This window comes from Nocardia yunnanensis (assembly GCF_003626895.1).
Classification (GTDB): Bacteria; Actinomycetota; Actinomycetes; order Mycobacteriales; family Mycobacteriaceae; genus Nocardia; species Nocardia yunnanensis.
The window spans coordinates 1,419,877-1,446,875 of record NZ_CP032568.1 but is presented as its reverse complement, the minus strand read 5'-3'; the positions used below and the strand labels follow the sequence as shown (position 1 = coordinate 1,446,875).

Below are 26,999 nucleotides of genomic sequence, written 5' to 3'. Positions count from 1 at the left end.
ACATGCAGTCGCGGGCTTGTTTCCGCTCGATTAACTGTTACCGCATGCCATTCAGCCGTTTAACCAGGTCGGCCTCGTCGGTCCGGGCGCTGTGCCCGTCGCGGATCACCGCCTCGCCGTCGACCCAGACCGTGTCGACGATGCGCGGCGAGCCGGTGGTCAACAGGCTCGCGCCGGGGTCGCGGACGGGCAGGCAGGCGAAGTCGCGGTCGAAGCGGACCAGGGTGAGGTCGGCGCGGTCGCCGACGGCCACGCCGGTGGGGCCGTCGGGCAGGCCGAGGGCGGGGGCCGCGCCGCGGGTGGCCAGCCGCAGCATGTCGTCGAAGGGCAGCAGGTCGGCGCGTTCGTGGTGGGCGCGCTGCAGGTAGGCACCCATGCGCAGGGCCAGCAGCATGTCCTGGGTGTCGTTGCTGGCCGCGCCGTCGACGCCCAGCCCCACGCGCACGCCGGCGGCCAGCATGGCCGGTATCGGCGCCACGCCGCTGCCGAGGCGCATATTGCTCAGCGGGTTGTAGGACACGGAAACCCCACGCGCGGCCAGGGTTTCGCGCCCGGCCGCGTCGAGTGCGCAGCAGTGCACGGCGAGGGTGCGCGGGCCGAGGAGTCCGCCCGCGTCGAGGTAGTCGACCGCCGAGCGGGCTGCATGCAATCGGCACATGTCCTCGTCGGTGCTGGTCTCCAGCAGATGGATCGAGATGGTCTTGTCGTACCGCGCGGCATACTCCGAGACGGCGGCCATGCCGTCCGGGGTGAGGCAGCGCGGGTTGGGCACGGCCAGCGCGGTGGTGATGCGGGAATTCGCCAGGCGCGCATCGAGATCCGCCACATGGGCGAAGACCTCCGGAAGCGGTTGCACCAGACGGGGATCCATCCCCCACTTGCGGGTGGGGTCGGACCGGTCGGCGAGTCCGCGCCCGAACACCACCCGAATCCCCACCTCGCCCAGCGCGCGCAGCGCCGCGTCGTGCACGGTCTCCGACGGGTTGGGCCACATGTGTTCCACGACGGTGGTGACACCGCTGCGCAGCAGTTCCAGCCCACCGGCCAGCGCGGCCGTGTACGTCTGTTCGGGGGTGGCCGCCACGGTGAATTCGCCGACGCACCGCAGCCATTCGAGCAGCGGCAGCCCCTCCCCCGCGCCCCGCAGGACGGACTGTTGCAGGTGGGTGTGGGTGTTGACGAAGCCAGGCAGCAGATGGCCGCCGTCGCCGTCGGTGTAGGGCAGGTCGAGTCCGGCGCCCGCGCCGGGCCCGAGGGCGGTGATCACGCCGTCGGCGACGACCACGTCCTGCTCCGGCAGCCAGCGGGGGCCTTCGGGGGTGGCGGAGTAGGCGGTGACCCCGCCGATGACGACGGAACCGGGCTGAGTGCGCACCATGCGGCATTCCTCTCGGAGATGCGGCTGGTTCGCCCACCGGGTGTGCGATGGTGCCCGTCGCCCGTTGCAGCCATGAGCGTCGTGCCGGAAAGCCTAGCGAGCCGGTGTTTCCCGCGCGTAAAACTCCCGGCGTCAGGGCCGCAGGTCGGCTCCCGGTTCGAGGATGTCGACGGTCCGGGTGCGGTCGGGTTCCAGGAAGTCCAGCAGGGCAACGGCTTCGGCTTCGACGGCGGCCCGTTCGGCGCGGGTCCAGGCGGCGTGCGGGCTGATGCGCAGGGCGGCCGTGGCGCCCTTGGTGAAGACCTTGTAGACGCCGGTCAGGTAGCCGTCCACCAGTATCGGGGAGACCTGATTGGCGAAGGCGCGCAACGGTGGCGCGTTGCCGTCGGGGACGATCCGGCTCCGATCCTGGTGGGACAGAATCGCATTGTCGTACCAGCCGAGCAGGCGGACGGGGGCGGGCAGGTCCGGGTCGGCGAGGGTGGCGTCGGCGGCGTCGTAGAGGGTGCGGCCGCGCTCGTCGGTGTAGGTGCGGACGCGGTCGCCCAGTTGCGCGACGGCGGCCTTCATTCCGGTGAGTTTGGACCAGGTCTGCATGTCCATGGTGGTGGCCGGACCGAAGGCGCGCAGGTAACGCAGGAGCAGTTCCGCCAGCGGATAGCCGGGGTCCAGCGGCTTGCCCAGCCAGGGTTCGACGCGAGACCAGATCGGGCGGCTGCTGTCGCCCCAGCGGCCGCGCGGCGGCGTCTGCAACACCGGAAGTTGATACAGCCACGCCTGCACGACCGCGCCCGGATCACGGTCCGGGTAGCGCGCGGCGGCGTGCTCGCGCAGGGTCGCGGCGGGCATCGGCTCGTCGCCCAGCACCGATTCACCCTGTGCGCGAACCTCTTCCGGGTCCAGGCCGACCAACGCGCCGAAATTGAAGCCCTTGCGGAACGGGATCTTCTCCAGTTCCGGCTGGATGTGCGGGGCGATGCGCACCGCATCCGGCGGGGTGACCAGGTGAATGGTGCCGCGCATCAACGTGATTCGCACCAGGGAGCGATCGTCGAGCGCCTTCGACACCGAGGCGGGATCGAAATCGACCGTGCGACTCCACAGGGCGACGAACGGCGGCAGCATGTCCTGCGCCTGCAACCCGATCAGGTGATCGCACAGGTCGTGGATTCCGAGGTCGGTGCGCTCGAGCAGATGCTGGCGGGCGAGCAGGGTCCGGTTCAGGACCCGGGTGGACAGCTTCACGATCGATGACAGTACGTCGGTCGCGGCGCTCAGCGCAGGGTGACGACGACCTTGCCGGTGGCGGTGCGCTTGTCGAGGGCGGAGACGGCCTCGGCGGTGTGCTCGAGGTTGTAGAGGACCGGTTCCGGCGGCGCGATCTTGCCGTTGGCCAGCAGCGGCGCGACTTCTTCCCACTGTTCGCGCAGGTATCCGGGGTGGCTCATGGCCCATTCGCCCCAGGCCGCGCCGACCACCTCGACGTTCTTGAGCAGCAGCCGGTTCACCTTCACGGTCGGGATGTCGCCGGCGGTGAAGCCGACCACCAGCAGCCGGCCCGCGGACGCCAGCGAGCGAATGCTGTCGGTGAAGCGGTCGCCGCCGACCGGGTCGAGCACGATGTCGACCCCGCGATTGCCGGTGAGTTCCTTGACCGCGGCCAGCCAGCCGTCGGTGAGCACCACGTCGGTTGCCCCGTTGGCGCGCGCCACCTCGGCCTTCTCCTCGGTGCTGACCACCGCGATCACCCGGCCCGCGCCCAGCGCCTGCGCCATGCGCAGCGTGGAGGTGCCGATACCGCCCGCGGCCCCGTGCACCAGCACGGTCTCCCCCTCGGCGAGGCGACCGCGGTTGCGTAGGCAGAAGTGCACGGTCAGATCGTTGAACAGCACGCCCGCACCGGATTCCAGCGACACGTTGTCGGGCAGTTTGAAGACCATGTCGACCGGCGCGACCGCGACCTCGGCGGCCGCATTGCCCAGCAGCGTCAGCGCCACCACCCGGTCGCCCGCCGCCACGTGCGCGCCCTCGGGCGCCTCCCGCACGATGCCCGCGACCTCGCAGCCCACGACATACGGCAGCGGCGGCTTCATCTGGTAGAGCCCGCGCGTCATGAGCACATCCGGGAACGCGATACCAGCGGCGTGCACGTCGATCACGACGCCGCCCGGATACCCGGCGGGTTCGGGGATGTCGAGCACCTCGATGGCTTCCGGGCCTTCCAGCTTGCTCACCACGGCTGCGCGCATTCCCGATCAACTCCGATCAATCCACCGGCGGATATACAGCCCGAACGTAGCCGATGGACCGGCACCCTGCCAACGCCTATGCATCGGGCACGAGGAATCGAGGTGGATCTCGCTCAGCGGTGCGCGTATTCGATCATGGACTCATTGGCCGCGACCTGGCCGCCGTTGGTGATGACCAGGCTGTAGGCGGTGATGCGGTACTCGGTGCCGTCGGTGGGGTTGGTGACGGTGTAGCCGCCGGTGCCGTCGGGGACCGGGTCGTCGAGCTGGATGCCCGCGTTGTCGCTGATGCGCAGGCCCTTGTAGTAGAAGCGGCCGGCGGCGGTACGGCAGACGACCAGGCGGGATTTGTCGGTGCGGCCGACCGCCATGGCCGGGTCGTCGGCATTGCAGCGCGGCAGTTGACCGGTGAATCCCTGTGCGTCCGTGCCGGATACCGCGCCGGTGAACGGGGCCAGCGTGGTGGTCGGTGCGCCGGTGTAGGGGTGGGCGGAGGTCGCCGTGGCGGCCCCGGCGGACGCGGCGCCGGTCGTGGTGCCGGTCGTGGTGCCCGGCCCACTGTCCTTGCCGCCGCCCGAGGGACCCGACAGCAGTGCCCACGCCAAGACCGCGCCCAGCACCAGGACGACGCCGATCAGCGCACCCAGGATCAACGGCAGGTTGTTGCGCGGCTTCGACGGCAAAGGCAGTGGCGCGGAAGGATGTTCACGCGGCGCGGCCGGATCCGCGTAGCCGGGCTGCCCGGCGAAGTACTGCTGCCGCAGCACCGTCGGATCATTGTTGCCGGGTCCGGTGTAGGCGGGCTGTCCGGTCACCCGCTCACCGCTGTGCTGCGCGGCGGGACCGGGGATGCGCTGCGAGCCCGAGACGTCGCGCGGTCCGGGGAGCCGCTGGGGTCCCGAAGGGTTGGTTCCCCGAGGCGGAACGGCCCCGTACGGCTGCGCGGGACCGGACGGGTGATCCAGATCCAGATACCGCGAGCCCGAATGATTCGGCGGCACCGCGGGACTCGGGAGGGTCGGCGGCGCGGGCGGGATGGTGCGGGCGGGTTCCTGCGCGGCCCGCTGCAGCGCCGCGCGGGCGGCCCGCGCCAGCTGCCCGGCGCTGGCGTACCGGCGGCCCGGTTCCTTGGCCATGCCGACGGCGACCACCTGATCGAGACCCACCGGCACCCCCGAGCGGACGCTGGGCCGCGGCGGCGGGGTCAGCATGTGGGCGCGAATGGTGGCCAGATTGCCCTCCACCAGGAACGGCGGCAGCCCGGTGAGCGCCTCGTAGAGCACGCACGCCAGCGCGTAGATATCCGCGCCCGGCGACACCGACACATTGTGCTCGAACCGTTCGGGAGCCATATAGGCGAAGGAGCCGATGGCATTGCCGGTCTGGGTGAGCTGGGCATCGGATTCGGTGTGCGCGATGCCGAAATCGACCAGGTAGGCGAACAATTCGCCGGTGAGCAGAATATTGGCGGGCTTGATGTCGCGGTGCACCAGCCCGCTCTCATGGGCGGCATCGAGCGCGGAGGCGATCTGCTCCACCACCGCGACGGCCCGCTCGGGCGGCAGCGGACCCTCCTCACGCAGATACGCCTTGAGGTCGCGGCCGCGCACCAGGCGCATGTCGATGAACAGGGTCCCGTCCACCTCGCCCCAGTCGTGCACCGGAATGACGTGCGGCTCCTGCAGTTTGGCGGCGGTGCGGGATTCGCGGCGGAAGCGTTCGACATAGCTGGGCTGCCGGGCCAGCTCGACATCCAGCAGTTTCACCGCGACCACCCGGTCGCGCACGGTGTCGTACGCCTCGTAGACCTCGCCCATGCCGCCGACTCCGAGCAGCTTGCGCAATTCGTACTGCCCGAAGCGCGATCCGGCCCTCGCCCCTGCGGCCACCCGCGTCGTCCTCCCTGCTGCTGGATGTTCCCTTCGAAAGGCTACGGCCCGGCCGGCGCACTGTCATTCCCTCCCCTCGGAGAGAAACACTGTCGTTCCCCGAACAGAAGTACAGGTGACTCGACGCGAGTGTGTCCCGCACGCCCCGTAGAGTCATGTCACAGACTTCGGTCGGCGAGCACCTCCCGGGTGCTCACGGAAAGACATGCGGCACGCGGTGTCCAGGCCAGGACACGGGTGCGGCACGAGGAGCACCAGTGTCACTCGATGAGCCACTCGCCCCGCTTCCCGAGGAGGGCATGGGCTTCGCTTCCACGTGGCCGGTCCGGGCCGGCGATGTGGATCCCTATCACCGGCTGCGATTCGACGCCACGGCCCGCTACCTCCAGGACATCGCCTGGGAGGAAATGCAATCCGGCTTCTTCCACCGCACCGACCCGGCGTGGATCGTGCGCCGCACGGTGATCGACGTGGTGCGGCCGGTGCACTGGCCGGATCGGGTCGAACTGCGGCGCTGGTGTTCGGCCATGTCCACGCGGTGGACCAACATGCGGGTGCGGATCACCAGCGCGGACGGCGGTTTGATCGAGACCGAGGGGTTCTGGATCAATATCAACGAGTTCACCAATATGCCGACCCGCATCAGCGACGAGGGGCTGGCCGAACTCGGCCGCACCACCGACGAGCACCGGCTGCGCTGGCGGCCCTGGCTGACCGACCCCACCCCGCCGGAATCGGATGTGGATCTGCCGTTCCCGGTGCGCGCCACCGATATCGACCAGTACAACCACGTGAACAACGCCGCCTACTGGCAGGCGCTGGAGCAGTATCTGGTCGACTATCCGAAACTGGTGGCCGGACCGCATCGGGCGGTCATCGAGTACATCGCGCCGGTGCTGGCGCGCCAGCACATCAGCGTGCGCGCCCGCTACGAGCCGGGCGACCGCACCGGGCATCCGGCGCTGCGGCTGTGGTTCGTGGTGGGCGGGGTGACCACGACGGCGGTGCGCATCGGGCCCCTCCCGGGTTGATATCCGGCGCTGCCGGGCTGATCTTTCCCGACATTCGGTGCGGACCAACGTGTTCGCTGGCCGTTTGCCTGCGACACTGAGCGGCGGGCCGATCGCCAAAGCGTGGCGATCGAGGACAGGAGACCGTCGTCATGCGATTCGCGCATTTGGCACTGCTAGCCGCCACCCCGGCCTTGGTCGTCGGCGTCACGGCCTGTAGCCACTCCAAGGATTCGGCGAAGACCACCACCTCGACCACGGTCGCGGCGAGCACCACCACCGGACCGGCCACCGCCACCACGGCGCCGCCGAGCCCGAAACCGCTGCCGCCCAACCCGACCCGGCCGCCGGTGCCGACCACCGTCCAGCCCGCCGACATCAATTGCGGACCGGTAACCGGAGCCAATGCCCAGAGCGCCGACGTGATCGCCTACGCCAATCAGGCGGGCATCCCCGGCTGCACCGAGGCCATCACCGTCGCCACCGATTACGTCAACGCCACCCGCACCGGCGACGCGGCCGCGGTCGACGGCTGGACCTGTGAACCCCAGCCCGACACCGCGATCCCCCACATCTGCTTCAAGGACGGCTTCCTCCTCGGCCTGCGCGGCGCCGCCGCCCCCAACCCGCCCGCACCCCCGACCACTCCCCCGCCGACCACCTCGGCCGCCCCCGCCGGCAATGTCGACTGCGGCACCGTGACCGACGCCGGCGGCGGCACCCGCACGGTCACTGCCGTGGCGACCCCGGCCGGCACCGTCGGCTGCACCGAGGCCATCAACGTAGCCACCGAGTACGCCCAGACCATCAGCAACACCGACACAGCCACCATCAACGGCTGGTCCTGCCACGCCCAACCCGACCCCACCTCCCCCTCCACGTGCACCAAGGACGGCCTCCAAATAGACCTCGGCGCCCACTGAGTCCCCACCCCCGAAACGCCTGTGGCCCCGCCCGTTTCGGGCGGGGCCACAGTTGATCCGGGGGTTCGGGGGCGGAGCCCCCGAGAGTCCGGGGGTTCGGGGGGCGGAGCCCCCTGAGAGTTACGAGAGTTGTTCTACCCCTTGGCGGCCTTCAGCAGATCCTCGACCTTCGTGAACTTCACGCGCGGCCGCCCACCCGACTTGCCCGCCGTCTTCTCCGCGGCGTCGATCGCCTTCCAGCCGTCGCGGCCGATCTGATCCGGCTGCCGTTCGTTCAGCAGCGCGTCCAGCGCGGCCCGGTTGCCTTGCGGGGCAGCCAGTTTGCCGGCGATGAAATCCTCGATCAGCTGATCGACGGTCTCCTGCGAGTCGACCCGGTTGGAGCCGATCACGCCGCGCGGCCCGCGCTTGATCCAGCCCGAGACGTACACGCCCGGAACGGGATTGCCGTCGGCCAGCACCCGGCCCTTGTCGTTGGGGATGACCCCGTTGGCCTCGTCGAACGGCACGTCCGCGACGGGCTCGCCCTTGTAGCCGATGGAGCGCAGCACCAGCGACGCGTCCAGGGAACCGGTCCGTTCGGAGGCGCGGGCCACGGTGCGCCCGTTCTCGTCGACCAGCTCGTTGTGCACGTAGTCGATGCCCTCGACCTTGTCGGCGCCGGTGACGGCGGTCGGCGACACCAGATAGCGGAACACGATGCGCTTGTTGCCCGGATTGCGCGGCCCGTCCGCGTATTCCTTGGCGAGGGTGTACTTCAGCTGCAGCGACGGTTCCACGTCCGGATCGTCGAGCAGGGCCTGCGAGGCCGGGTCGAGGTCCAGATCGCCGTGGTCGACGATGATGTCGACGCCCTTCAGGTGGCCCAGCGCCAGGAACTCCGGCGAGGTATAGGCCGCCTGCAGCGGACCGCGCCGGCCCATCACCACGACCTCCTTGATATTGCTGCGGCGCAGCGCATCCAGGGCGTGGTCGGCGATATCGGTCTTGGCCAGCTCGTCCGGATTCACCGTCAGCACGCGGGCCACATCCAGGGCCACATTGCCGTTGCCGACGATGACGGCGCGCTCGCCGGACAGGTCGAATTCGCGGTCGGCGAAGTCCGGGTGGCCGTTGTACCAGGCCACGAACTCGGTGGCGGAGTGGCTGCCGGGCAGGTCCTCGCCGGGCACGCCGAGGCGGCGGTCGGTGGCCGCGCCGACGGCGTAGATGACCGCGTGGTGGTGACCGAGCAGTTCCGCGTGCGAGATGTGCTTGCCGACTTCGACATTCAGCCGGTACTGCAGCGCCTCGCGCCGGAACGCGGACTCGAACAGGCTCGCCACCGACTTGGTGCCCGGGTGATCGGGGGCGACGCCCGCGCGCACGAGGCCGTAGGGCGTGGGCAGCCGATCGAACAGCTCCACCTCGACGTCGGCGCGGCGCAGCAGCTCCTCGGCGGCGTAGCAGGCCGCGGGGCCCGCGCCGATCACGGCCACGCGCAGCGTGCCGAGTTCCTTGGGCGCACGGGTGGGCGCGACCAGCGGCTCGAAGTTGGATTCCAGCGGATGCCGTTGGAAGTAGGCGGCATTGATGTCGCGGAAGCGAGCCAGCGAGGCGGTCAGGTCGTCCTCGGAGAAGATCGCGTCGACCGGGCACGCGTCGACGCACGCACCGCAGTCGATGCAGGTGTCCGGGTCGATGTAGAGCTGCTCGGTGGAGGCGAACTCGCGTTGTTCGGGCGTGGGACGAATGCAATCGACCGGACACTCGGGTACGCAGCTGGCGTCGTTGCAACAACGCTGCGTGATCACATAGGCCATATCTCGCAGATCCTCGAAACTGTCGCGTGGTGCTACTCGGGCTCGGGTTCGAGCAGAGTCGGTAGAACACGTTCTAATATAGGCGGCGTTCCATCGGGTGTCGGCACTGCGATGTGACGCCACCTTTCAGTGTGCCTCGAGTGTGAGCACTGTCTCTTGGCGGCACCGGCGTGCGCCGCTGTGAGACCGGTCTCGGTTGACGACTCGAGAAGACATACCGTAATGCCTATGGTGCGGACTCTCATCTTGATGCGGCACGGCAAATCCGGATACCCCGACGGCGTCGCCGATCATGAACGCCCCCTCGCTCCGCGCGGCCGGCGCGAGGCGGCACTGGCCGGGGATTGGCTGCGCGCCACCCAGCCGCCCATCGACGCCGTGCTCTGTTCCAGTTCCACCCGGACCCGGGAGACCCTCGCCGCCACCGGCATCACCGCGCCGGTGTCCTACGAACGGTCGATCTACGAGGCGTCCCCGCACACCCTCATCGAATTGGTGCAGCTCACCGACGCGGACGTGCGGACGCTGCTGCTGGTCGGGCACTCCCCCGGAATGCCTTGGACGGCATGGGAACTGGCCGCCAACCGCAGCTCCGGCCCGGCGGAGGAAATGAGCGCGAAGTTCCCCACCTCCGCACTGGCGGTGATCGAATTCGACCGCGACTGGGCGGCCGCCGACCCCGGCACGGGTGAGCTGGTGCGCTTCCACGTACCGCGCTGAGCGGGGCCGGATTAGCCGAGTAGCTTGCCCTTCCACACCACGACGCCGCCGAAGACCAGCAGGAGCAGCAGCGCGGGCCAGAAACCCAGCAGCCACCACACCACACCCAGCACCGCCACCACGGGCAGCGCGGCGATGGCCGTGATCACCGGCTGTTCCCGGGCCGTTTCCAGGGCCGAGCGGGCCCTGATCCGATCCATGTCTTTTCCAGGCATGAACCCAGCGTAGGCCCGGAGTACCCCGGTCGCCCGGCGCCACGGAACTTCGCGCCCGCCCGCCGGAATCCCGCCGCGCTTTAGGCTTGCTTGGAGTGCACTCCAACCCACTAGCGTCGTGGGTGGTTCGGCAGAGAAGGGACGGCACCGATGAGCGCGGCACCGGTACGGCAGCGGGACACCACCACACATGATCCGGCGCGCGCGGAGCACGAGCGGCCGCGGTACTCGATCGGCGAGGTGTCCGAGCGCTGCGGCCTGACCCGGGACACGCTGCGCTGGTACGAGCGCATCGGGTTGATGGACTACGTGGGCCGCGATCACAGCGGTCAACGCCGGTTCAGCGACCGGGATCTGGACTGGCTGGCGTTCATCGGCAAACTGCGCACCACCGGCATGTCGGTCGCCGACATGGTGCGCTACGCGGAACTGGTCCGCGCCGGCGAGCACACCTACCCGCAGCGGCTCGAGATGTTCCGGCGCACCCGCGCCGAGGTGCTCACCCAGATCGCGGATCTGCAGTCCTCCCTGGCCGCCCTCGACTACAAGATCGCGCTCTACGAAGGGAATCGATAGATGACCACCACGACGGCCCTGCCCACCGCCGCGCTCGGCGACACCCGGGTCGGCACGCAGGGCTACGGCGCCATGGGCATCAGCGAGTTCTACGGCCCGACCGACGCCGCCCAGGCGCGGGCGACCCTGGAACGCGCGCTGGAACTGGGCGTGACGCTGTTCGACACCGCCGACGTCTACGGCGCCGGCCACAACGAGGAGTTCCTGGGCGAGTTCGTGCGCGCGCACCGCGAGACCGTGGTGCTGGCAACGAAATTCGGCATCGTCCGCAAGGCCGACGATCCGGCCTTCCGGGGCATGGACAATTCGCCGGAGTACATCCGGCGCTCGGTCGACGCCAGCCTGCGGCGGCTCGGCATCGACGTCATCGACCTGTACTACATGCATCGCAAGCAGCCCGGCGTGCCGATCGAGGACACGGTCGGCGCGATGGCGGAACTCGTTGCGGCGGGCAAGGTCCGGCAGCTCGGCCTGTCCGAGGTGACCGGCGCGGAGTTGCGGGCGGCGCACGCGGTGCATCCGATCGCGGCGGTGCAGTCGGAGTGGTCGCTGTTCTCCCGGGACGTGGAGCGCACGGTGGTGCCCGCCGCGGCCGAACTGGGCATCACCTTCGTGCCGTATTCGCCGCTGGGACGCGGCTTCTTGACCGGTGCGGCGCCCGCCATCGGCGAGGGCGACGTCCGGCGCGGGATGCCGCGCTTCACCGGCGACAACGCCAAGGCCAACGAGGAGCTGCTGGCCCCGCTGCACGCCATCGCCGCGGCGCGGGAGCTGACGCCGGCGCAGGTGGCGCTGGCGTGGGTGCACACCCGGTCGCGCGTGCACGGTCTGCCCGTGGTGCCGATTCCGGGTACGCGCAGCCAGATTCGGGTCGCCGAGAACGTCGCCGCCGCCACCGTGCCGTTGACGGATCTGGAGCTGGTGCCGTTGGACGCCATCGCCGGGCAGGTCGCCGGAGATCGCTACGCGGACATGAACTTCACCTCGGCGGGACGCGAGTAGCGGACTCGATCCGAGACGCGTTCGCGCACCACCGAATTCGGGCCCCTCGCAATCCCTTGCGAGGGGCCCGAATTCGATGTTCGGGGCGGTTCAGCCGACCAGCCGGATGGTGTGCCCGGTGTGGTCGGCCTTGGCGCGCAGGTAGCGCAGGTTGGCGGGATTGGCGTGCACGCCGGTCGGCAGCGTCTCGCGCACCGTCACGCCCAGCGCGGTCAGCTGGCGCACCTTGTCGGGATTGTTGGTGAGCAGGTCGATGCGGCCGACGCCGAGGGCGTCGAGCATCTGGGCGGCGGCGGTGTAGTCGCGCGCGTCCTCGTCGAAACCGAGTTCGGTATTGGCCTGGTAGGTGTCCAGACCCGAATCCTGCAGCGCGTAGGCGTCGAGCTTGTTGTAGAGCCCGATGTCGCGGCCCTCCTGGCGCAGGTAGAGCAGGATGCCGCCGGTGTCGGCGATGCGTTCCACGGCCTCGCGCAGTTGCGGCCCGCAGTCGCAGCGGTCGGAGCCGAAGACGTCGCCGGTCAGGCATTCCGAGTGCAGCCGAACCAGCAGCGTCGCACCGGAATCCAGGTCCGGTTCGCCCAGCAGCAGGGCCAGATGCTCACGACCGTCGCTGAGGCCGTCGAAGGTGACCGCCTGCGCGGTGGTCGCGTAGCCGTCGGCGAAGGTCAGCGGAATCCGCACGCGGGTGCGGACGCTCGCGCCGACGAAGGTGCTGCTCATTGCTGCTCCTGATGCCAGGGATCCAGCGATCCCAGGGACATATCGATCAATTCCCAACCGCGCCGGCCGGACGGTTATTCCTGGGCGAACGACCGGCGTCCGGATCGCGGTCGAAGGGCGCGGACAGCACCGCGTCGCGCTGGCGAGCCAGCAGCTCGCGGCGGCGAAGGAGGTCGGAGATCTGGTCGTCGAGGCGATCGAGGCCCTCGCCCACCACTTTTCGCGAATGATCGCAGTGCTGGAATCCGGACTCGGTGGCGCACGGCAGCAGTGCGCGGATGTCGCGGGTGGGCAGCCCGGCGTCGAGGAGTTCGCGGATGCGGGCGACCCGGCTCACGGCGGCGTCGGGATAGCTGCGGTAGCCGTTCGAATCCCGCTGCGGCAGCAGCAGTCCCTGTTCCTCGTAGTAGCGCAGCAGCCGCGCGGGGACGCCGGTGGCGCGGGACAGTTCACCGATCAGCACCGTGACCTCCCGCACATCGCGTTGACCTTCACACCCATGTGAATCCCTAACGTCGCCGTCATGACGAACATTTCGCTGACTCAGACCCAGGTCACCGGTTCCGGTCCCGCCGTCGTGCTGGCGCACGGCGGGGGCGGCGGCATCGACGCCAACTTCGGGAGTCTGATCCCGCTGCTCGCCGCCGATCATCTGGTGATCGGCTCCGACTATCCCGCCGACGACACCCCGCTCACCCTGGACGGCCTCGCGGACGCGCTGGTCGCCGCCGCGGTGGCCAATGGCGCGGAGACCTTCGACATCGTCGGGTTCTCGCTCGGCACCACGGTCGCGATCCGGGCGGCCGTCCGGCATCCCGAGCGGGTGACGGGCCTGGTGCTCACCGGCGGCTTCGCGCGGGTCGACAATCGCGCGCGGATGAATATCGAACTGTGGCAGCGAGCCCTGGCCGCCGGCGATCGAGAGTCGTTCGCGCGCTACGTGTTGCTGGCCGCGTTCAGCAACGAGTTCGTGAATGCCGTTCCGGAAGAACAGCTTCCGGAATTGCTGGCGCAGATCGCGGCCGACGTTCCCGGTGGCACGGCGGCGCAGGCGGCGCTGATCGAGACCGCGGACGTGCGCGCGGATCTGGCCCGGATCACGGTGCCGACCCTGGTGATCGGACTGTCCGAGGATCTGCTCGCCGATCCGGCGAATGCCCGCGAACAGGCGGCGGGCATTCCGGGCGCGCGCTACCGCGAGCTGGCGAGCGGGCACGTGGTGATGGTCGAGCAGCCCGACGCCTGGCATGCGGCGGTGCTCGAGTTCTTCGCGGAACGGCGAGCCCTGGTGCGCGGCTGAGTTCACCGCCTCGACCTCGGGCGGAAACACTCAATTTTCAGACCAGAAGGCACGGTTCACGTTCTCCGCTTACGATGCAGCCACTATGCAGTCGCCTGTAACTCACGACCGGGTGTGGATCGACAAGCAGACGCCCGAGGCTTTCCACGCTCTCAGCGGTGTCGCGCTGGCGGTGCGCGATGCCGCCGTGACCGCCGAGCTGGACCGTGCCGTCATGGAATTGGTGAATGTCCGCGTCTCCCAGCTGACCGGTTGCCCTTTCTGCCTGGACCTGCACATCCGGGCCGCCCGCGATGCCGGTGTCACCGCGCAGCAATTGGCCGTGCTGCCCGCCTGGCAACGCAGCCCGTACCTGTTCACGGATATCGAACAGGCGGCCCTGCGCGTGGCCGAAACAGTGACTTCGTTGCCGGATGAAGACAGCATGCAGCGTGAGTATGCTGCTGCGCGGCAACATTTGTCGGATGACCAGATGTCCGTCCTCATCTGGGCTGCCACCACCATCGGCGCGTTCAATCGCGTGTCGATTATGAGCAGACATCCGGTGCGGGTGCGGAAGGAGAACTGAACAATGAGCGAACAGGCCGCGACAGCCACCGTCGTTCGCAACGACGCGCAACACCGGTACGAGGTGTGGTACGGGAATTCGCTCGCCGGGTTCAGCGAGTACCGCGAACGCGACGACAACGACACCACGTTCATTCACACCGAGGTGGATCAGGAATTCAGCGGGAAGGGCCTGGCGAATCTGCTCGCCCAGGACGCGATCAAGGATGTGATCGCCCGCGGGCGCGTCATCGTGCCGCGCTGCCCTTTCATCAAGAGCTGGCTCGACAAGCATCCCGAATACGACGAATACGTGGTCGGCAAGGGCATCAAGAGGTGATCGGGAAGGAGCGGAATGAGTGATCTGGAACCGCGGCCGGAAGCGTCACTGTGTGAGACCTCCGGGCGGCCCGGGCCGCGCGCGGAATTCTTTCCGGCGCGCGAAGTCCCGCTGGGCGGCGTGCGCGGCGTGACCGTCTTCCGGACGCTCCCGCAGCGCGATCTGCCGACGGTCGGCGCCTGGTGCTTCCTCGATCACTTCCACCCGGGCTCGGGGGTCAATCCCGACGGCCACGACATCGATCCGCATCCGCACATCGGATTGCAAACGGTGACTTGGCCTTTGGACGGCCGCATCCGGCATCGCGACAGTGTCGGCTCGGATGTCGAGATCGCGCCCGGCCAGCTCAACATCATGACCTCGGGGCACGGCATCGCGCATTCGGAATACCGAGTGCCGGGGCACATCTCCGGTCACGGCTTGCAGCTGTGGGTGGCGCTGCCAAGCGAATCCCGGGATATCGCACCCCATTTCGAGCAGCATCGGGACCTGCCGGAGATCTCCGCCGGAGACGGCGTCACCGGCACGGTGCTGATCGGCACGCTGGCGGGGGCGACCTCGCCCGCGGCCGCCTACACCCCGATCGTCGGCGCGGATCTGCGCATCGCGTCCGGAACCGACGCCGAACTGCCGCTGAATCCGGAGTTCGAGCACGCGGTGCTGGTGATCGAGGGCGCCCTCGAGATCGACGACACCCGCGTCGAGCCGGACAGCCTGTTCTATCTGGGCAGCGATCGCGCGTCGATCCGGTTGCACGGTACCGAGGGCGCGCACCTGCTGCTGCTCGGCGGGGAGCCGTTCGGCGAGGATCTGGTCATGTGGTGGAACTTCGTGGCGCGCAGCCACGAGGAGATCGAGCAGGCCCGTAACGATTGGGAGAAGCACGATATCGGGCGGTTCGCCGATATCGCCGGGCATACGCCGGAGCAGCGGATTCCCGCGCCGCCGTTGCCGGGGCTGCATCTGAAGCCGCGCAAGCGGCGGTGCGGAGTGCCGCACGAGTGACCCGCGAATCGGCCCGGACTCGATCGAGTCCGGGCCGATTGCGCTGTAAGGCGGCCGAATTCGCCGGGTGGTGGCTGATTGCGCTGGGGCGCAAACTCAGTGGCTGGTCATCGACTGGGTTCCGATGACGCGCAACAGATCCAGCTTCTCCTGGGTGTCGGAGCCGGGCGCCGGATAGTAGATCAGCACGTGCCGGGTCGCGCTGGGCGTGAGCAGCGGCTCGCAGATCAGTTCCAGCACACCGACTTCCGGGTGGATCATGCGCTTGGTGTGCCCGCGGCCGCGGCCCACCTCGTGCTCCAGCCACAGCCGCTCGAATTCCGGGCTGGCCGCGCGCAGCCGGGCCACCAGTTCGGTGACGTCGGCATCGCCGGCCCGCCGGGCGGCGGTGGCGCGCAGATCCGCGACATGCTTGTGGCTCATGGCATCCCAGTCGTCCTCCGGGAAGGTGCGGCGCATGCCGGGCTCGGTGAACCAGCGCCACGGAACACAGCGCTCCAGGCCCCGCCGTTGCGAATAGTCCCCCGACAGCAGGGCGTGCATGCGGTTCTGCACCAGCACCTCACCCAGATCCGAGATGACCACGGCCGGGGTGTCGTCCAGTTTGGACAGCACATGCAGGATTCCGGGCCCCACATGACTGTCCCCGCCCCGCGCCGGCGCCTGATGCCCCGACAGGTGATACAGGTGGTCGCGCTCGGTGTCGGTCAGCCGCAGCGCCCGCGCCAGCGCGGCCAGCACCTGCACCGACGGCCGCGGCCCCCGCGCCTGCTCCAACCGCGTGTAGTAGTCGGTCGACATCCCCGCGAGCATCGCCACCTCGTCCCGGCGCAACCCGGGCGTGCGCCGCCGCGCCCCCGCCGCCAGCCCGACGGTGCCGGGCTGCAACTGCTCGCGGCGACGGCGCAGGAAGTCCGCCAGTTCGTTTCGATCCACCCCACCACTGTCCCCCGTCCCGGCGCGGCTATCCAGGTACCGCTGATCCCAGGCAGGCGTGGCGCGAGTTGTCCACAGTCGTCCCCAGGCGGCAGCCAGGGATCGCCGATCCCTGGATGAACGGTCCTCTCCCGGTGCGGCCGGGGGCGGCGCAGTGTTGACGGCATGACGCAGACACTCGACTCCGTTCGGCTCGGCCAGACCGGGCCCACCGTTTCCCGCCTGGCCCTGGGGGCCATGGGCATGTCCGGCATGTACGGGCAGGCCGACGAGGACACCTCGATCGCCACCGTGCACGCCGCCCTCGACGCCGGGGCCGACCTCATCGACACCGGGGATTTCTACGGGATGGGGCACAACGAACTACTGCTGCGGCGGGCGCTGGCCGGCCGCAAGCGGGAGGATTACCTGCTCAGCGTGAAGTACGGCGCGATGCGCGGGCCCGAGGGCAGCTTCGTCGGGGTCGATACCCGGCCGGCGGCCACCAAGAACTTCCTCGCCTACTCGCTGCAGCGGCTGGGCGTCGACCACATCGACATCTACCGGCCCGCGCGGCTGGATCCGAACACCCCGATCGAGGAGACCATCGGCGGGCTCGCCGAGCTGGTGCAGGCCGGGTACATCCGGCACATCGGGCTGTCCGAGGTGGGCGCGGAGACGCTGCGGCGCGCCGCGGCCGTGCATCCCATCGTGGATCTGCAGATCGAGTACTCGCTGGTCTCGCGGGGCCTGGAGGCCGAAATCCTGCCCGTCGCACGGGAACTCGGAATCGGGATCACCGCCTACGGGGTGCTCTCGCGCGGTCTGCTCAGCGACTCGGTGCGGGCGGGACAGCAGTTCGTGCCCACCGACTTCCGGGCGCACAGCCCGCGCTTCCAGGGCGAGAACCTCACCGCCAACCTGCGGCTGGTCGACGCGCTCGCCAAGATCGCGGCGGATCACGACGTGAGCGTGGCGCAGCTGGCCATCGCCTGGGTGCTGTCGCGAGGCGCGGACATCGTGCCGCTGATCGGGGCACGCAAACCGGAGCGCTGGGCGGAAGCCGTTGCGGCGGCGGAGATCCGGCTCTCGGCCGACGAACTGGCCGCCATCGAGGCGGCCGTGCCCGCCGACCAGGTGGCGGGCGGCCGCTACGCGCCCGCGCAGATGGCCATGCTCGACAGCGAGCGCTGAGACACCGAATTCACTTGCGGCGCGGCCGGATCACCGCGGTGAAGGCCGCACTGGCCACGGGCTTGCCGGTGACGTCGGTGATCGTCACCGGCACCTCCAGCTCGATCTCGGTGCGGGCGGCGATGTTCGCGCGCGTCTCGGCGAGGGTCTCCGGGGTCAGCTCGGCGGTGGCGCTGAACGGGCCCGCCTCTCCCTTGGCGCGAGCCAGGTACTGGATACGCCCGTCGCGGGCCACGATGAAGGTGTCGCCGAGCAGATCGGTGATGCCGGAGATGGACGCGCCCATGGCGGCCGTCTCGGCCAGGCCGAACAGCAGGGCGGCGTGAATATCGCCGTTGTGATTGAAATGCTCGGGCCGCGCGGCCATGCGGACCACATTGCGGCCGGGCGCGTAGTCGACGCCCTCGATACCGGCGAACTGGATGAACCCGAGCTTCTGGAAGCCCGCCATCACCATCTCGCCCAGGGCGGCACTCTGCTGGCCGCTGACGGCGCTGTCCATCGCATCTCCTGCCGGATTCGAAATTGAAACGTGTTCCAATTTCATACCCGGCCGGACCCGGCTTTGTCCACGCTCAGCCGACGACGCGGCCCTCGAGGCGCAGCGTCGCCGCGGTGGCGGCCATGGTCTGGCGCGCCAGCCGGGCGTCCCGGGCCAGGCTGTGGCCCAGCGTCGGCATGAGGGCCCGCAATCGCGGTTCCCACAGCGCCGCGTAGCGCGGGAAGCACCGCTCCAGCACCTCCAGCATGATCACCGGGGCGGTCGAGGCGCCGGGCGTCGCGCCCAGCACCGCGGCGATCGAACCATCGCGCGCGGCAACGACTTCCGTGCCGAATTCCAGCACACCGCCGCCCTGATCGTCGGGCTTCACGATTTGGGCGCGCTGGCCGGCGCTGATCAGGGTCCAGTCCTCGGCGCGGGCCTCGGGCACGAATTCGCGCAGCGCCGCCAGCTTCTTCTTGCGGGTCGCGAACATCTGCGAGAACAACAGCCAGGCCAGCTCGCGATTCTGTTTCAGCATCGCCAGCATCGGCGCGACATTGTCCGGGCGCAGCGCGGCCGGCGCGTCGAAGAGCGAACCGCGTTTGAGGAAACGGGGATTCGCGCCCGGGAAAGGCCCGAAAAGCAACGCCCTCTCCCCATGGACGACGCGAGTGTCCAAGTGCGGCATGGAAATCGACGGCGCGCCCGCGGGCCCCCGGCCGTACACCTTGGCCGTGTGCGCGGCCACCACCTCCGGATTGTCGCAGCGCAGGAACCGGCCGCTGACCGGAAACAGACCGTACCCGTGCGCTTCCGGAAGACCCGCCTTCTGCAGGATTTTCAGCGCCCAGCCGCCCGCGCCCGCGAAGACGAAGCGCGCGTCCACCTTCCGAGTCAGACGGTCGTTGTCGGTGCGCCAGTCCACCCGCAACTGCCAGGTGCCGTCATTGTTGCGGCGCAGTCCACGCACCTCGCAATTGCGGTGAATCTCGACATCCCGCCAGCGCAGCCAATGAAACAGCTGACCGGTGAGTTCGCCGAAATCGATATCGCTGCCGGTGATGTCGCAGGTCGCGGCGATCGGCTCGGATTCGTCGCGCCCGGCGGTGAGCAGCGGCGCCCACTCACCGATCACCGTCGGATCGTCGCTGAACCGCATATTCGCGAAAAGGTGATGCGCGGACAGGGTTTCATGACGGCGGCGCAGAAAATCCACCTCGGTCTTCCCGCGCGCCAGCGTCAGATGCGGCACCGGATTGATGAACGTCGACGGATCCCGCAGCACCTCGGATTCCACCAGCGACGCCAGCAATTGCCGGGTCAGCTGGAACTGCTCGTTGAGCGCGACGGCCGGCTCGATATCCACCGAACCGTCGGGATTCTCGCTGGTGTAATCGAGTTCGCACAGCCCCGCATGCCCGGTACCGGAATTGTTGAACGCCGCCGACGCCTCCGCCCCCACCTCGGGCAGCCGCTCGTAGACCGCGATGGTCCAACTCGGTTCCAAATGTTTGAGCAGCACCGCCAGGGTGGCGCTCATGATGCCGCCGCCGATGAGCACCACATCGTAGGGCCGCAGGGGCAGTTGTGTTCTCGCAGTCATTTCCTCGGAAACCCCGATCGAGCTCGTACAGCGTACGGGCACGCTAGCACCATTCGTTCGGCCCGCCGGAGGGCGCAGCAACCCTATCGCCGAACCCGACACCGCGCACCCGGAGCTATCGCCGGAGCGGGCTCCCAGGTGGACCGGCTCGCGGAGATCGTCAGCTGACTGCCTTGCGGGCCCGATAGGCCGCTACCGCATTGCGGTTGGTGCAGGCCGTCGAGCAGTAGCGGCGGGAACGGTTGCGGGACAGGTCGAGCACGATGCCCTGGCAGTCGTCGTCGGCGCAGATGGCGAGGCGGGAGAGTTCGTCGGCGCGGATCAGGTCGATCATGGCCATGGCGGTCTCCACCGCGATGCGCACGTCCAGCGGGGCGTCGGGCGGGACGGCGTGGATGTGGTAGTCGAGGTCGTCGTGGCGGACCAGGCGGGGGACGGCGCGGTGGCGCGCGAGGAGGGCGTTCACGAGTTCGACGGCGGTGTCGCGGTCGGCGGTGAGCAGGCGGCGCAGCGGGGCGCGCAGGGCCCGGACCGCGGTCAGCTCGGCGCCGGTGCGGGTATGCGCGCCGGTGTAGCGGTGCTTGACGAAAAAGGCGTCCAGCTGCGGGATCTCGGTCAGGGTGTCCGGGTCCTCGGCCGAGTTCACCAGCTCGACCGCCGCGGCCATGGACGCCACCGTGTCATCAGCGAAAAGCACGTTGACATATTACACACGCGGGCCGTAGCGTCATTTGTCATGGCGACTTTGACTCATGACACCGCGGTGGTGTCGAACCGGCTCCGCACCGGACTGCTCACCGCCGCGCTGTCGGCCTCCGCGTTCGGGCTCTCCGGGCCGCTGGCCCGCGGACTCATCGACGCGGGCTGGAGTCCGGCCGCCGTGGTCATCGTGCGCGTGCTGCTCGGCGCGGTGGTGCTGCTGCCGATCGCCGTGGTGCAGCTGCGTGGCGATTGGAACCTGTTGCGCCGCAACGCGGGACTACTCGCGGGCTATGGCCTGCTCGCGGTCGCCACCGCGCAGCTGTCGTATTTCAACGCCGTCGCGCACATGGACGTCGGGGTGGCGCTGCTCATCGAATACACCGCGCCCATCGCGGTGGTGATCTACCTGTGGCTGCGGCACGCCCAGAAACCCGGGCGCATCACCGTTCTCGGCGCCGTCATCGGCGTGGTCGGGCTGGTGCTGGTGCTGAACCTGCGGTCCGGCACCGATACCAGCTGGGTCGGCATCGCCTGGGCCAGCGGCGCGATGGTCGGCGCGGCCGCGTACTTCATCCTGTCCGCGCACGCCGGGGACGCGGTGCCGGGCACCGTGTTGGCCACCGGCGGGCTGCTGGTCGGCGGGCTCGGCATTCTGGCGGGCGGAGTGCTCGGCATCGTGCCGCTGCATGCCACCACCGAATCCGTGGCCTTCGTGGGCTGCACCGTGCCGTGGTGGGTCCCCCTGCTGGCGCTCGGCGTGGTGACCGCGTCCATCGCCTATGTCACCGGCATTGCCGCGACCCGGCTGCTGGGCTCCCGGCTGGCCTCCTTCGCGGCCCTCGGCGAGGTGCTCGCGGCCATCCTCTTCTCCTGGGCGCTCTTGGGCCAGACGCCCGCGCCCATCCAATTGCTCGGCGGTGCTTTGATTCTCATCGGCGTCATCGTCGTCCGCCTGGGCGAGCCGCAAGCTCCCTAGCGCGCCCCTAATTCACGGCGTCGCATTGCTCATATGCGCCGCAACACTTCACATCTCGAGTTGATAACGGTAGTTTGACGCAAATGTCGGGGAATCAGTCCGCAACTCGAGAGAAGCCACCGTGCGTATAACCAAATATCTTGCGCCCGCGCTGCTTTGCCTGACCACGGTCACCGTGGCCGGCACCGCGCACGCCGAGCCCGTCCAGGCGGACCCCCAGCCCGCCCTCCAGATCAAGGGCACCGACCACAATATCGGCTACGACGTGGCACTCTCCGCCGACCATCGCGCCGCCGTCAGCACCCTGCAGGCCGGCCACTTCCTGGCCACCTGGGACGGCGAGGCCGTCATCGTCACCAACGACGACGGCACCCTCGTCTCCACCGTCCCCCTGAAGTACGACATCGGCGGCAAGACAGCCGAATTCACCCCCGCCATCGACCAGGACAACCGCCGCCTCACCCTCACCCCCGTCGCCGAGGCCGACGCTCCCGTCCGCGACGTCGACGCCCAGCAGCACTTCTTCGACGTGGTCCAGGCGAACATGCCCGCCGTCGCCACGGGCGCGGCCATCGGCGCCACCATCGGCTTCATCGCCGGCTTCCCCGTGGGCCTGTTCGTCCTCGACTTCATCACCGCCCCGCTGCTCGCCGTGGTCGGCGGCGTGGTCGGCGGCGCCATCGGCCTCCAGATGTCCGGCGGCCAACAGGCTTCCGACGCGGCATTGGCCTACGTCGACACCCTCGCCCCCGGCGCGTCGAACGTCTTCCGCCCGCTCTTCGCCGCCGTCCCCGCCCCTCAGCCGATGAACTGAGTCCTCACTCCAGGAAACTCACCGAGTCGATGGGCATGCTGTTGTTCCAGTGGTACCACCACACATTCATCTCGCCCGCGAGATCGAAACGGAACGTGTGCCCATTGCCCGGGCCGGCCACGATCGTCCACAACCCGTTGGGCTGGCCGATCACCTTGCTGACACTGCCGTCGTTCCAAGCGAATTGGCCCAGCGACGGCGCGTCGAGACTGTTCCACGGCAGTTCGGCGCCGAAATGCCCCGACGCGACGCCGGGCAGAAACGGACTGGCGCAACCCCAGACATCGGCCTCGCGCCGAATGCTCTGACCCGCACTGCCGGTCCCCGGAATCATGGTGCCGCTCAACACCCCACCGTGCGCGCAGCCGCCCAGACCCGCGTCGGCGTGCGCGGTCGGTACCGCGACCGACAGCGGCACCGCACAGGCCGCCCCGCACAGCAGGACCGCCAGACCTCCACGACGAGCTGACATGCCGACTCCTCCCCGATGGGGGATAGCAAAACCGTCGCAACCAGCTTAGACCCGCGTCCGGCGCCCGTCCGGGAAAAGAGTTCGGCCCCCGCTCCGAATCGGAGCGGGGGCCGAATTCTATTGGCTGCCTACCAGGCTCAGCGGTAGTCGCTGAAGCCGTAGTCGTCCAGCGGGACCGCGGCACCGGTGGAGGTGCCGAAGCCGTCCGGGCTGTAGTAGCTGTCGTCGTAGGACGGGACAGCGTACGCCGCCTGGCGCGCCTCTTCGGTGGGCTGAACCTGGATGTTGCGGTAGCGGTTGATACCGGTACCGGCGGGGATCAGCTTACCGATGATGACGTTCTCCTTCAGGCCGATCAGCTTGTCGGAGCGGCAGTTGATGGCCGCGTCCGTCAAGACACGAGTCGTCTCCTGGAAGGAGGCCGCCGACAGCCACGAGTCCGTGGCCAGCGACGCCTTGGTGATACCCATCAGCACCGGGCGACCCGAGGCAGGCTCGCCGCCCTCCGCGACCACGCGACGGTTCGAGGACTCGAACTCGGCGCGCTCCACCAGCGAACCCGGGAGGAACTCGGTCGCACCCGAATCGATGATGGTGACGCGGCGCAGCATCTGGCGGACGATCACCTCGATGTGCTTGTCGTGGATGGACACACCCTGCGAGCGGTACACCTCCTGGACCTCGTGGACCAGGTGGACCTGCACCTGACGCGGACCCATCACGCGCAGCACCTCGTGCGGATCGGCCGAGCCCTCGAGCAGCTGCTGCCCGACCTCGACGTGGTCACCGTCGGCCAGCAGACGCTCGGAGCCGTCCTCGTGCTTGAACACCCGCAGGCGCTGACGCTTCGACAGCTTGTCGTACAGGACCTCGTCCGACCCGTCGTCCGGGATGATCGTGATCTTGTAGAAGCGGTCGTCGTCCTCGAGCCGCACGCGACCCGACACCTCGGCGATGGGGGCCTTGCCCTTGGGCACACGAGCCTCGAACAGCTCCTGCACGCGGGGCAGACCACCCGTGATGTCGTCACCGGCGACACCACCCTGGTGGAAGGTGCGCATGGTCAGCTGGGTACCGGGCTCACCGATGGACTGGGCGGCGACGATACCGACGGCCTCACCGATGTCCACCAGCTTGCCGGTCGCCATCGAGCGGCCGTAGCAGGTGGCGCACACGCCGGTGCCGGTGGTGCAGGTCAGCACGGAGCGGACCTTCACCTCGGTGATGCCGGCGTCGAGCAGCGCCTCGAGAGCCGGGTCGCCGAGATCGTGACCCTTCTCGATGATGACGTTGCCCTTGGCGTCGAGCGCGTCGGTGGCCAGCGTCCGAGCGAAGGTGCTGGTCTCCACGTGGGCGTCCCGGATGAGCGACCCGTCGGGCTGCTTCTCCGCGATCGGCACCACGATGCCGCGCTCGGTGCCACAGTCGGTCTCGCGCACGATGACGTCCTGCGACACGTCCACCAGACGACGGGTCAGGTAACCCGAGTCGGCGGTGCGAAGCGCGGTGTCGGCCAGACCCTTTCGCGCACCGTGGGTGTTGATGAAGTACTCCAGAACCGTCAGGCCCTCACGGAAGGAGGACTTGATCGGCTGCGGGATGAACTCACCCTTCGGGTTGGTCACCAGACCCTTCATGCCCGCGAGGGTACGAGTCTGGGTGAAGTTACCCGTCGCGCCGGAGTCGACGATCGTGATGATCGGGTTGTCCGGCGGGTAGTGCGCGCGCAGCGCCTTACCGACCTCTTCGGTCGCTTCCTGCCAGATCTTGACCAGGGCGTTGTTGCGCTCCTGGTGGTCCAGAGCACCACGCTGGTACTTCTTCTCGATCTGATCGGCCTGCGCGTCGTAACGCGCCATGATCTCGGCCTTCTCGGTCGGCACGAGCACGTCCGACATGGAGACCGTGACGCCGGAACGGGTGGCCCAGTAGAAGCCCGCGTCCTTGAGCTTGTCGACGGTCTGCGCGACCACGATCATCGGGTAGCGCTCGGCCAGATCGTTGATGATCGCGGCCTGACGCTTCTTCGGCATCGGCTCGTCGATGAACGCGTAGTCCGCCGGGAGCAGATCGTTGAACAGCACCCGGCCCAGCGTGGTCTTGGTGGTCCACGCGTCGCCGCGCTGCCAGCCGTTCGGGAACAGCTCGGCCTCGACGTCCTTGGGCGGACGCTGATCGGTCAGGCGCAGCTTGATCAGGGTGCGCACGGTCAGCTCGCCGCGGTCGACGGCCATCTGCGCCTCGGCGGGCGAGGAGTAGACGCCGAACTCGGCCTCGTCCTTGGTGGCCGCCCGGTACTCGCCCTTCGCGCCCTCTTCCAGGCGGGTCAGGTAGTACAGACCGGTCACCATGTCCAGACGCGGCATGGCGAGCGGACGACCCGACGCCGGCGACAGGATGTTGTTCGAGGACAGCATCAGGATGCGGGCCTCGGCCTGCGCCTCCGCCGACAGCGGCAGGTGCACGGCCATCTGGTCACCGTCGAAGTCGGCGTTGAACGCCTCACACACCAGCGGGTGCAGCTGGATGGCCTTGCCTTCGACCAGCAGCGGCTCGAAGGCCTGGATACCCAGGCGGTGCAGGGTGGGCGCGCGGTTCAGCAGCACCGGGTGCTCGGCGATGACCTCTTCGAGGACATCCCACACCTGGGGACGCTGACGCTCGACCATCCGCTTGGCGGACTTGATGTTCTGCGCGTGGTTCAGGTCGACCAGACGCTTCATGACGAACGGCTTGAACAGCTCGAGCGCCATCAGCTTCGGCAGACCGCACTGGTGCAGCTTGAGCTGCGGACCGACCACGATGACCGAACGGCCGGAGTAGTCGACACGCTTGCCGAGCAGGTTCTGACGGAAACGACCCTGCTTGCCCTTGAGCAGATCGCTCAGCGACTTCAGCGGGCGGTTACCCGGACCGGTGACCGGACGGCCGCGACGGCCGTTGTCGAACAGCGCGTCCACCGACTCCTGCAGCATGCGCTTCTCGTTGTTCACGATGATCTCGGGCGCACCCAGATCGATCAGTCGCTTCAAACGGTTGTTGCGGTTGATGACGCGGCGGTACAGGTCGTTGAGGTCGGAGGTCGCGAAGCGGCCACCGTCCAGCTGCACCATCGGGCGCAGCTCCGGCGGGATCACCGGCACGGCGTCGAGGACCATGCCCATCGGCGAGTTGCCGTTGGTCTGGAACGCGGCGACGACCTTCAGACGCTTCAGCGCGCGAAGCTTCTTCTGGCCCTTGCCCGTACGAATGGTCTCGCGCAGGTTCTCGGCCTCGGCGTCGATGTCGAAGGTCTCCATGAGCTTCTGGATCGCCTCGGCACCCATTGCGCCCGTGAAGTATTCGCCGTAGCGGTCCTGCAGCTCGCGGTAGAGGACCTCGTCCACGATCAGCTGCTTGGGCGACAGCTTGGTGAAGGTGGTCCAGATCTCGTCGAGCCGGTCCAGCTCCCGCTGGGCGCGGTCGCGCAGCTGACGCATCTCGCGCTCGCCGCCGTCCTTGACCTTGCGGCGGACGTCGGACTTGGCGCCCTCGGCCTCCAGCTCGGCCAGGTCGGCTTCCAGCTTCTGGGCGCGGGCCTCGAGGTCGGCGTCGCGCTGATCGGCGACGGTCTTCTTCTCGACCTCCATCTCCGCCTCGAGGGTGGAGAGTTCGTTGTGCCGCAGCTCGTCGTCGACGGCCGTGATCACGTACGCGGCGAAGTAGATGATCTTCTCGAGATCCTTCGGCGCGAGGTCGAGCAGGTAGCCCAGCCGCGACGGGACACCCTTGAAGTACCAGATGTGGGTGACCGGGGCGGCCAGCTCGATGTGGCCCATGCGCTCACGACGCACCTTGGCGCGAGTCACCTCGACGCCACAGCGCTCGCAGATGATGCCCTTGAAGCGGACGCGCTTGTACTTACCGCAGTAGCACTCCCAGTCCCGGGTGGGACCGAAGATCTTCTCGCAGAAGAGGCCGTCCTTCTCCGGCTTCAGCGTGCGGTAGTTGATGGTCTCCGGCTTCTTGACCTCGCCAAACGACCAGTTGCGAATGTCTTCGGCGGTCGCCAGGCCGATCCGGAGTTCATCGAAGAAGTTGACGTCTAGCACGTAACTTCCTTTCCCCTGTTCGGGTTGAGTATGAGCAAAAGTGCAAAATCGGTTGCCCCGCAGCGCTTTTCGA

The 26,999-nt window shown here is 68.8% G+C and carries 26 protein-coding genes; 12 read left to right on the top strand and 14 right to left on the bottom strand.

Going from position 1 to position 26,999, the window contains the following annotated elements:
* Positions 1-37: 37 nt before the first annotated feature.
* The 4 genes from D7D52_RS06920 to D7D52_RS06905 form a co-directional block, all read right to left on the bottom strand.
* The gene (locus D7D52_RS06920) at positions 38-1,378 is read right to left on the bottom strand and encodes an amidohydrolase family protein (RefSeq protein ID WP_120735560.1); all 1,341 of its coding nucleotides are present in this window, start codon (positions 1,376-1,378) and stop codon (positions 38-40) included.
* A gap of 132 nt (positions 1,379-1,510) precedes the next feature.
* The gene (locus D7D52_RS06915; protein ID WP_120735559.1) at positions 1,511-2,623 is read right to left on the bottom strand and encodes a winged helix DNA-binding domain-containing protein; all 1,113 of its coding nucleotides are present in this window, start codon (positions 2,621-2,623) and stop codon (positions 1,511-1,513) included.
* A gap of 29 nt (positions 2,624-2,652) precedes the next feature.
* A complete protein-coding gene (locus D7D52_RS06910; RefSeq protein WP_120735558.1) occupies positions 2,653-3,627 on the bottom strand; it encodes an NADPH:quinone oxidoreductase family protein in 975 nt (324 codons plus the stop codon).
* A gap of 113 nt (positions 3,628-3,740) precedes the next feature.
* Entirely contained in the window at positions 3,741-5,516 is a 1,776-nt protein-coding gene (locus D7D52_RS06905; RefSeq protein WP_120735557.1) for a serine/threonine-protein kinase, read from the bottom strand.
* Between the two features lie 257 nt (positions 5,517-5,773).
* Here D7D52_RS06905 and D7D52_RS06900 point away from each other — a divergent pair, with 257 nt between their 5' ends.
* Positions 5,774-6,547, top strand: a complete 774-nt coding sequence (locus D7D52_RS06900; RefSeq protein WP_187703122.1) for an acyl-[acyl-carrier-protein] thioesterase — start codon at positions 5,774-5,776, stop codon at positions 6,545-6,547.
* Between the two features lie 131 nt (positions 6,548-6,678).
* On the top strand, positions 6,679-7,449 hold the full coding sequence (locus D7D52_RS06895; protein WP_120735555.1) for a hypothetical protein: 771 nt from the start codon (positions 6,679-6,681) through the stop codon (positions 7,447-7,449).
* 134 nt (positions 7,450-7,583) lie between these two features.
* Here the strand turns inward: D7D52_RS06895 and D7D52_RS06890 are convergent, their stop codons facing one another.
* Positions 7,584-9,251, bottom strand: coding sequence for an FAD-dependent oxidoreductase (locus tag D7D52_RS06890; protein ID WP_120735554.1), 1,668 nt, complete (start codon positions 9,249-9,251; stop codon positions 7,584-7,586).
* Between the two features lie 228 nt (positions 9,252-9,479).
* On the opposite strand from D7D52_RS06890, the gene D7D52_RS06885 reads away from it, so the two are divergent.
* Positions 9,480-9,971 carry a SixA phosphatase family protein gene (locus tag D7D52_RS06885; protein WP_120735553.1) on the top strand — a complete coding sequence of 164 codons (492 nt, stop codon included), beginning with the start codon at positions 9,480-9,482 and terminating at the stop codon, positions 9,969-9,971.
* An 11-nt stretch (positions 9,972-9,982) separates the two neighbouring features.
* On the opposite strand, the gene D7D52_RS06880 is transcribed toward D7D52_RS06885, so the two are convergent.
* Positions 9,983-10,186, bottom strand: a complete 204-nt coding sequence (locus D7D52_RS06880; RefSeq protein ID WP_120735552.1) for a hypothetical protein — start codon at positions 10,184-10,186, stop codon at positions 9,983-9,985.
* Positions 10,187-10,336: 150 nt separating this feature from the next.
* Between D7D52_RS06880 and D7D52_RS06875 the strand changes: the two genes are divergently transcribed.
* A complete protein-coding gene (locus tag D7D52_RS06875) occupies positions 10,337-10,762 on the top strand; it encodes a MerR family transcriptional regulator (protein WP_120735551.1) in 426 nt (141 codons plus the stop codon).
* A complete protein-coding gene (locus D7D52_RS06870; RefSeq protein ID WP_120735550.1) occupies positions 10,763-11,764 on the top strand; it encodes an aldo/keto reductase in 1,002 nt (333 codons plus the stop codon).
* A gap of 90 nt (positions 11,765-11,854) precedes the next feature.
* On the opposite strand, the gene D7D52_RS06865 is transcribed toward D7D52_RS06870, so the two are convergent.
* Positions 11,855-12,484: a GTP cyclohydrolase II gene (locus D7D52_RS06865; RefSeq protein WP_120735549.1), complete on the bottom strand. Its 630-nt coding sequence runs from the start codon at positions 12,482-12,484 to the stop codon at positions 11,855-11,857.
* A gap of 46 nt (positions 12,485-12,530) precedes the next feature.
* On the bottom strand, positions 12,531-12,962 hold the full coding sequence (locus tag D7D52_RS06860) for a MerR family transcriptional regulator (protein WP_246023668.1): 432 nt from the start codon (positions 12,960-12,962) through the stop codon (positions 12,531-12,533).
* Between the two features lie 45 nt (positions 12,963-13,007).
* Here D7D52_RS06860 and D7D52_RS06855 point away from each other — a divergent pair, with 45 nt between their 5' ends.
* The 4 genes from D7D52_RS06855 (at position 13,008) to D7D52_RS06845 (ending at position 15,675) form a co-directional block, all read left to right on the top strand.
* Entirely contained in the window at positions 13,008-13,784 is a 777-nt protein-coding gene (locus tag D7D52_RS06855; protein WP_120735548.1) for an alpha/beta fold hydrolase, read from the top strand.
* An 85-nt stretch (positions 13,785-13,869) separates the two neighbouring features.
* A complete protein-coding gene (locus D7D52_RS37590; protein ID WP_162958189.1) occupies positions 13,870-14,352 on the top strand; it encodes a carboxymuconolactone decarboxylase family protein in 483 nt (160 codons plus the stop codon).
* Between the two features lie 3 nt (positions 14,353-14,355).
* Positions 14,356-14,670: a GNAT family N-acetyltransferase gene (locus D7D52_RS37585; protein WP_162958188.1), complete on the top strand. Its 315-nt coding sequence runs from the start codon at positions 14,356-14,358 to the stop codon at positions 14,668-14,670.
* A gap of 15 nt (positions 14,671-14,685) precedes the next feature.
* Positions 14,686-15,675, top strand: coding sequence for a pirin family protein (locus D7D52_RS06845; protein ID WP_120735547.1), 990 nt, complete (start codon positions 14,686-14,688; stop codon positions 15,673-15,675).
* A 96-nt stretch (positions 15,676-15,771) separates the two neighbouring features.
* On the opposite strand, the gene D7D52_RS06840 is transcribed toward D7D52_RS06845, so the two are convergent.
* Positions 15,772-16,611 carry a helix-turn-helix transcriptional regulator gene (locus tag D7D52_RS06840; protein ID WP_120735546.1) on the bottom strand — a complete coding sequence of 280 codons (840 nt, stop codon included), beginning with the start codon at positions 16,609-16,611 and terminating at the stop codon, positions 15,772-15,774.
* A gap of 165 nt (positions 16,612-16,776) precedes the next feature.
* On the opposite strand from D7D52_RS06840, the gene D7D52_RS06835 reads away from it, so the two are divergent.
* Positions 16,777-17,784 carry an aldo/keto reductase gene (locus D7D52_RS06835; protein ID WP_120735545.1) on the top strand — a complete coding sequence of 336 codons (1,008 nt, stop codon included), beginning with the start codon at positions 16,777-16,779 and terminating at the stop codon, positions 17,782-17,784.
* Positions 17,785-17,794: 10 nt separating this feature from the next.
* Here the strand turns inward: D7D52_RS06835 and D7D52_RS06830 are convergent, their stop codons facing one another.
* From D7D52_RS06830 to D7D52_RS06820, 3 genes are all read right to left on the bottom strand, one after another.
* On the bottom strand, positions 17,795-18,286 hold the full coding sequence (locus D7D52_RS06830; protein ID WP_120735544.1) for a PaaI family thioesterase: 492 nt from the start codon (positions 18,284-18,286) through the stop codon (positions 17,795-17,797).
* Positions 18,287-18,359: 73 nt separating this feature from the next.
* Positions 18,360-19,871 (bottom strand): malate dehydrogenase (quinone), encoded by a 1,512-nt coding sequence (gene mqo / locus D7D52_RS06825; protein WP_120735543.1) that lies wholly within the window; start codon positions 19,869-19,871, stop codon positions 18,360-18,362.
* A gap of 160 nt (positions 19,872-20,031) precedes the next feature.
* Entirely contained in the window at positions 20,032-20,568 is a 537-nt protein-coding gene (locus D7D52_RS06820; RefSeq protein WP_120735542.1) for a CGNR zinc finger domain-containing protein, read from the bottom strand.
* A gap of 39 nt (positions 20,569-20,607) precedes the next feature.
* On the opposite strand from D7D52_RS06820, the gene D7D52_RS06815 reads away from it, so the two are divergent.
* A complete protein-coding gene (locus tag D7D52_RS06815) occupies positions 20,608-21,549 on the top strand; it encodes an EamA family transporter (RefSeq protein ID WP_120735541.1) in 942 nt (313 codons plus the stop codon).
* 121 nt (positions 21,550-21,670) lie between these two features.
* Positions 21,671-22,363: a DUF8020 domain-containing protein gene (locus tag D7D52_RS06810; protein ID WP_120735540.1), complete on the top strand. Its 693-nt coding sequence runs from the start codon at positions 21,671-21,673 to the stop codon at positions 22,361-22,363.
* Between the two features lie 4 nt (positions 22,364-22,367).
* Here D7D52_RS06810 and D7D52_RS06805 read toward each other — a convergent pair whose 3' ends face one another.
* Together D7D52_RS06805 and D7D52_RS06800 are read right to left on the bottom strand one after the other, a co-directional pair.
* Complete coding sequence (locus D7D52_RS06805) at positions 22,368-22,835, bottom strand: hypothetical protein (RefSeq protein WP_162958187.1); 468 nt, start codon at positions 22,833-22,835, stop codon at positions 22,368-22,370.
* Positions 22,836-22,972: 137 nt separating this feature from the next.
* Positions 22,973-26,926, bottom strand: coding sequence for a DNA-directed RNA polymerase subunit beta' (locus tag D7D52_RS06800; protein WP_120735538.1), 3,954 nt, complete (start codon positions 26,924-26,926; stop codon positions 22,973-22,975).
* Positions 26,927-26,999 lie beyond the last annotated feature (73 nt).